The 7043-nt window shown below is 42.2% G+C and carries 5 protein-coding genes; 1 reads left to right on the top strand and 4 read right to left on the bottom strand.

Annotated features, from left to right (window positions below; genetic code table 11):
• Positions 1–586 precede the first annotated feature (586 nt).
• The gene (locus tag H6G76_RS20450; protein ID WP_242056467.1) at positions 587–3577 is read left to right on the top strand and encodes a pentapeptide repeat-containing protein; all 2991 of its coding nucleotides are present in this window, start codon (positions 587–589) and stop codon (positions 3575–3577) included.
• A gap of 397 nt (positions 3578–3974) precedes the next feature.
• Here the strand turns inward: H6G76_RS20450 and H6G76_RS20445 are convergent, their stop codons facing one another.
• From H6G76_RS20445 to acs, 4 genes are all read right to left on the bottom strand, one after another.
• Entirely contained in the window at positions 3975–4211 is a 237-nt protein-coding gene (locus tag H6G76_RS20445) for a hypothetical protein (RefSeq protein ID WP_190704678.1), read from the bottom strand.
• Between the two features lie 87 nt (positions 4212–4298).
• Positions 4299–4523 carry a type II toxin-antitoxin system MqsA family antitoxin gene (locus tag H6G76_RS20440; RefSeq protein ID WP_190704676.1) on the bottom strand — a complete coding sequence of 75 codons (225 nt, stop codon included), beginning with the start codon at positions 4521–4523 and terminating at the stop codon, positions 4299–4301.
• Between the two features lie 13 nt (positions 4524–4536).
• Positions 4537–4818, bottom strand: a complete 282-nt coding sequence (locus H6G76_RS20435) for a DUF4258 domain-containing protein (protein ID WP_190704674.1) — start codon at positions 4816–4818, stop codon at positions 4537–4539.
• Positions 4819–4975: 157 nt separating this feature from the next.
• A complete protein-coding gene (gene acs, locus H6G76_RS20430; protein ID WP_190704672.1) occupies positions 4976–6949 on the bottom strand; it encodes an acetate--CoA ligase in 1974 nt (657 codons plus the stop codon).
• Positions 6950–7043 lie beyond the last annotated feature (94 nt).

Below are 7043 nucleotides of genomic sequence, written 5' to 3'. Positions count from 1 at the left end.
TTTTAAGTTCTGTGATTAAGCTGGCAGTCATTAGCACCCTGATTAAATACTGTTATCATTCTGATTCAACCATTTTTCTTTTGAGAATGAAACAGTCCTGCCCCTTGGAAAGGGGGGAAATTGTCCCCTCCCCTTTCCAAGGGGAGGGTTAGGGTGGGGTAATTCCAGGACTGGTAGTGATTCGATAACTTGTGTGTACAAGGTAGCCTACAAGGAGAGAGGCTTCAAAAGCTCAATTTTTCGTCAGTAATTAAGGTTATTTAAGCCCCTCTCCGCGTCGGAGAGGGGTTGGGGTGAGGTCAAAAAAGACTTGTCGAACTCACGTTTTGAGCCTTTGAGGCTGAAAGTTAAGCCTCTGAGGCTGACAATTGAGTCTCAAAGGCTGAAAGTTGAGCCTTTGAGGCTGAAAGTTGAGCCTTTGAGGCTGAAGGTTGAGCCTTTGATGCTGAAGGTTGAACCTTTGAGGCTGACAGTTGAGCCTTTTACAGACAAATTATTAATTTTTAAACTGAATTCTTGAAATTTTAGTATAAAAAGCTGCTTAATTATTTGTTAAAGCCGTATTTGTTACCTAATTGCTATGAGCATGAGCAGTGAATCTGGAACATCTATCAGTAAGCCTGTTCGATTTGGGAAAAAACCATTAACTGTAGATACTAGAGAACTATTCAAATCTCTTAGCAAAGCCGCTATAGATGGGGCTTTAGGAAATTGGCAAGAAGTAGCCAAAGGTGCGGTAGAAGTATCAGCAGCAATTGGTTTGGCACAAACACCAGCAGAAATAGGCTGGTTGCTTATTTACCGTTCTTTGATTCAGGCAATGCTAAGTTTGCTAGAAGAGAATCGAAGTTTACTCTTTGAAGAACCAAATCCAAGCGACATTGAATCTTTGGATAATTACCTGAACGAATCCTTAGCAAGTCAAGAGTTACGCATTGACCAAGATTTTTTTAACAATCCTAAAGATTTACCAATTATAAAAACAATTCAAGGTGCATTTGGTAGTTGGTTACAATATTTTATCCGTAATACAATTCAAGCTCAAACAATTAGCGATCGCCTACCCACTTATTTTATCTTTGCCCTACATCAAGAATGGGCAGAACATCCAGATAAATATGCTTGTCTAAAAGCAGAAGTCGATACACCCTTTACTCAAGCCAATGAACAAGAACGCTCATGGTTACGTTATGCCGCATGGTTGCAAAAACAAGTAGCAGAGCCGATATTTGATGAAACTTTTGGCTTAGAAAAAGTCTATATCCCCTTACGGGCTTACTATAAAGTCCCGATTAAACCTCAAAAGGATAGTTATTCTTATCGTCAACACCAAGAAGCAGAAAAATTTGAGCAAGTTGTCGTTGATTTAAAAACTGAACTAGAAGCTTGGTTAAAAGAAGCTGCGCCTCAAGATGCTATTCGAGTAATTAGTGGTGGCCCTGGTAGCGGTAAATCTTCTTTTGCTAAAATCTTTGCTGCTGAACAAGCTGCAAAAGGAGAGATTCAAGTTTTATTTGTTCCCTTACACCGTTTTGAGGTTGAAGATAATTTAGTTAATGCAGTTGGTGAGTTTGTTAAAGCTAATGGTTTTTTACAACATAACCCCCTAGAAGATAATGATAAATCAAGGTTATTAATTATCTTTGATGGCTTAGATGAACTTGCTATGCAGGGTAAGCTGGGTGCAGAAGTAGCCAAACAATTTATTCAGAAAGTAGAAAGAAAACTAGATAACTCTAATCAGCGCGAAACCTGCGTGCAAGTTTTAATTACTGGACGTGAATTAATAGTGCAAGCCAACACAAATCAGTTTGATAAATCTGCCCAAGGAATATTACATATTCTGCCTTATTTCCTGCCTGAAAAGGAAAAGTCTAATTACAAAGACAAGAACAAATTGCTTGAGCCAGATCAACGACAATCTTGGTGGCAGAAGTATTCCCAAGCTAAAGATAAGCAATATAATGGTTTACCTGAAGCTTTAGACCAAGGGAAGCTGATAGAAATTACTGCTCAACCATTGCTAAATTATTTAGTGGCTTTGAGTTATGACCGTGGCGAAGTGGAATTTTCTGAAAATAGTAACTTAAATACTATTTATGCAGACTTACTCAAAGCTGTTTATGAACGCCGTTGGGGAGATAAACAAAAACATCCCATAGCTCAGGAGTTTAGCATAGCAGATGATGAAGAATTTGCCCTGATTTTAGAAGAAATTGCATTAGCTTGCTGGCATGGTGACGGTAGAACCACAACAGTAAACAAAATTGAGAAAAAATGTGGCACTAATACTCATATCAATCAACTGTTTAGAGAATATCAGCAAGCAGCAGAAGCGGGTGTAACTCGTCTGTTAACAGCGTTTTATTTCCGGCAGAGTGGAGTGAAAGAACAAGAAAAAACCTTTGAATTCACTCACAAAAGTTTTGGTGAATATCTCACAGCCAGACACATAGTGCGAGAACTGAGTTGGATTCACGAACAGTTAGAAGAACGACAAAAAGACAGATATCATCGTAAAGGATGGGATGAAACGGAAGCACTAAAAAACTGGGCTATTCTTTGCGGCACATCCCCAATTGATAGGTATCTGTTCGATTTCATTTGCGACGAAATCCGCTTACAAAGTCCTACAGATGTTGAAAATTGGCAAAAAAGCTTGTCTCATCTCATTGGTTTTATGCTAAGTCACGGAATGCCAATGGAACTTTTGCCGGAAATCAAAAGCTTTCATCAAGCTAACCAACAAGCCCGTAACGCCGAAGAAGCTTTGTTAGTTGTCTTAAATGCTTGCGCCAGAGTGACGCAAAAGATTTCTAAGATTGAATGGCCTTTTCTAGGAGTTTCTGAAGCATCTGAAGAACCAAAAGCCTCTAATGCTTTTGGGGCTTGGATTTCTCGTATACATGGGCAAAGAGTTAGTTTTAGGACTGATGTATTGTGCTTAAGTTGTCTGAGTTATTTAGATTTACAAAATTGTATTTTAACTACAAAAGACTTTTTTAAAGCAAATCTTGGATGGGCGGATCTTCAAGCGGCGAATCTTGGATGGGCGGATCTTCAAGCGGCGGATCTTGAACGGGCGATTCTTAAAGATGCGTATCTTGTAGGGGCGAATCTTGAAGATGCGATTCTTAAAGATGCAGATCTTGTAGGGGCGAATCTTCAAGGGGCGATTCTTAAAGATGCGTATCTTGAACGGGCAAATCTTGAACGGGCGGATCTTGTAGAAGCGTATCTTGAACGGGCGGATCTTGAACGGGCGGATCTTCAAGGGGCGAATCTTGAACGGGCGAATCTTCGAGGGGCGAATCTTCGAGGGGCGAATCTTCGAGGGGCGGATCTTCAAGGGGCGGATCTTCGAGAGGCGAATCTTGAACGGGCGGATCTTCGAGAGGCGAATCTTGAACGGGCGAATCTTCGAGGGGCGAATCTTGGACGGGCGAATCTTCGAGGGGCGAATCTTGTAGGGGCGAATCTTGAAGAGGCGATTGTAGAATGGCCGAAACTTTTACCAGCAAATTTTGAAGATGAAGCCATCATTGACTTCGATGATGATTCAAACTCTGATAAATAATTTGCATCAGCCTATCTCACACCAGAAGAAACGGCTGAACTAAAAGCAGTCGTAAAATTAGACATAATTTTTAGCTTCATCAATGCAGCGTAGCGCAGCGATCGCATTATCAGATATGGAATTTCTCATGATTCCCCTTCTCTTCTTAAATAGCAAAATTAAAACGTAGGTTGGGTGGAGCAATAGCGAAACCCAACATCATCAACATCAACGTAAGCTTTGTTGGGTTCCTCTTCGTTTCACCCAACCTACATTTCTGAGCCAGATTGATAATTTTGCATTACTTAAATCGTGTCGTAGATAGCATCATCGTCGCTGTAACCTTTTAATAATTGTTCGGCTGCAAGACGATGCCAAGCTGCTTCCTCTTGTTCTTCTTCTTTAGTAGCATCATCAATCATTGTTGTTGAGCTACCAACATCGCTTTTATATGGGTAAAAATCCTATCTAGTTCTCCAATTTCTTCAAGTTCGATAACTTCTTCAGAAGTCAGTAAATCAGCTTTTTTACGTTCTAAAAGTTCTTCCATGCGTGCTTGCAGTTCATCATTAAATTTGAAGAGGTGAAATTTATCCAGCTTTTCTATTCTGATACTACCAATTAAGGATGAAGGTCTAGCAATTATAGTTGTCATACTCAGCACGATACAATTTATCGATATGTGTTTCTATTGTAGTGTTTTCAAAGGCTTGAACATCTCTTGGTAAATCTGCCAATTAAACTATGCCACATAGCGTAAAATTTCAACTTCAGCACCTTTATTAACTGCTTCTTCTGCACGTTGCAAAACTTGTTCTGTAACAGCAGCACTTAAATAATATTCGCCGCAATTATTACAAACTTCTGCTGGCACACCTTTGAGAATCACGATAGTATCATCTCGCTCTAAAGTTACTGTCACTAGTCCTGGTTGAGTTTCGCCGTGTTTACAGATAACACATTGCATAAATTAATTACCCTTATCTCCGTTTTTTAAAATTATCTGTCCACAAATTTGAGTCAGGAATATACGCTGTAACTACATAGCCAGTATCACTAACTTCATCATAAGAAAAAACAACATGAATCGGCTGACCGTTAACAAAATCAAGAATTAAATAGCTAGGAAAAGGTGGCTCATTTGGATTTTCTTCTATTACTTCTCCAGAGTTAATAACTTGTTGGACTTCTTGTTGAGTAATGCGTCGAAAAAACATCTGTTGGATTGCATGACGCGAAAAAACTAAATTTTGACAATACACAAGTTAAAACTAATACGAAGACTGATTTGGTAGGGTGCGTTAGGAACGTTAGTTCTAACGCACCGCAATTTCAAATGGTGCGTTGCGCTACGCGACAACACAACGCCAGTTGCTATAACGGAGGGAACCTCCGCAAAGCACTGGCTCCCCTACTGATTTACGCGCCTTCGCGCAATTTATCTAATACGCCACGATCTTCCAAGGTTGACGTATCACCAGAAACTTCTTGACCAGATGCTAGGTTACGCAGCAATCGCCGCATAATCTTGCCCGATCGCGTTTTGGGTAATGCATCGGTAAAGCGGATTTCACCCGGACGGGCGATCGCACCAATCTCCTGCACAACGTGTTTTTTCAGTTCTTTACTCAACTCCTCGCTAGCTTGATGACTACCTTCTAACGTCACAAAAGCCACGACATCCTCACCTTTAAGTTCATCTGGCTTACCCACTACCGCCGCCTCTGCAACTGCTGGGTGAGAAACTAAAGCTGATTCAATTTCCATAGTTCCGAGGCGATGTCCAGAGACATTCAATACATCGTCAACACGTCCCATCACCCAGAAATAACCGTCTTCATCGCGTCTCGCACCATCGCCAGCAAAGTAAGTATACTTGCCATCTTGCGGCGGAATGTGTTCCCAATAAGTGCGGCGGAAGCGTTCAGGATCGCCGTAAACAGTCCGCATCATTCCCGGCCAAGGATAGCGCACTGCTAAATAGCCACCTTCGTTATCAGCTAAAGAGTTACCTTCCAAATCTACGATATCTGCCAAAATTCCAGGGAAAGGAAGCGTCGCGGAACCCGGTTTCGTAGGAATTGCCCCTGGTAGCGGTGTAATCATAATTCCACCTGTTTCAGTTTGCCACCAAGTATCCACAATCGGACAGCGATCGCCACCAATCACCCGGTGATACCACATCCAAGCCTCTGGGTTAATCGGTTCACCCACGGTTCCCAACAAGCGTAATGAAGAAAGGTTGCGGGTGTTGGGATGTTGTTCGCCCATCTTAATAAACGCCCGAATTGCTGTCGGTGCAGTGTAGAAAATGTTCACACCGTATTTTTCAATTACATCCCAGAAGCAGCCAGGATTGGAAGCGCGGGGCGCACCTTCATACATCAGCGTGGTTGCACCGTTGGAAAGGGGGCCGTAAACAATATAACTATGTCCGGTAATCCAGCCGACATCCGCAGTACACCAATAAACATCGGTGTCTTGCAAGTCGAAAATCCACTTAGTGGTCATGTGGGTGTACAAGTTATAGCCAGCAGTGGTATGCACAACACCCTTGGGTTTGCCTGTACTCCCCGAAGTGTAGAGGACAAACAGCATATCTTCGCTATCCATCGGTTCCGCCGGACAATCAGCAGACACGCCTTTTTGTAAATCATGCCACCAATGGTCGCGTCCGCCCAACTGCATATACACATCTTGTCCGGTGCGTTTCACAACCAAGACGTTCTGCACAGAAGGCACAGCCCCATCAGCCAAAGCCTTATCTACCTGTTCTTTCAGGGGAACGATCGCATCTTTGCGCCAACCACCATCAGCAGTGATTACTAATTTAGCTTGGGCATCAATTAAGCGATCGCGCAATGCTTCGGCACTAAAACCACCAAATACCACACTATGAGGTGCGCCAATTCTGGCACAAGCTAACATCGCGATCGCCGCTTCCGGGATCATCGGCATATAAATACCGACGCGATCGCCTTTTTGCACTCCCAATTGCTTCAGCACATTGGCAAACTGGCAAACTTCCCTGTGAAGTTGGGCATAAGTTAAAGTCCGCGAATCCCCTGGTTCACCTTCCCAAATCAACGCCGCTTTATTCTTGCGCCACGTCGTCAAATGTCTATCTAAACAGTTGTAAGAAATATTAGTCTTACCGCCGACAAACCACTTTGCAAAAGGTGGTTGCCAGTCTAAAACTGTATGCCATTTTTCAAACCAATGCAATTCGGTTTCGGCTAAGTCTGCCCAAAATTTTTCCGGGTCAGCCTTGGCTTGATCGTAGAGTTGCTGGTAATCTTCTAAACTTTTGATCTGGGCGTTTTGTGAAAATTCCGCAGCCGGATGGAATAAACGCTTCTCTTGTAAAATTGATTCTATGGTTGGTTGAGACATATCAATGAATGCACTTCTGACACTGAACTATATTTTTAGCGGAGTTTTGGCAGAAAGTGTTTAGAGTTTCGTTAAGCTGGAAGAAAGAGAGGCT

The sequence above is a fragment of the Nostoc sp. FACHB-152 genome, from assembly GCF_014697475.1.
Taxonomy (GTDB): domain Bacteria; phylum Cyanobacteriota; class Cyanobacteriia; order Cyanobacteriales; family Nostocaceae; genus Nostoc_B.
This window is presented reverse-complemented; position numbering and strand designations above follow the sequence as displayed.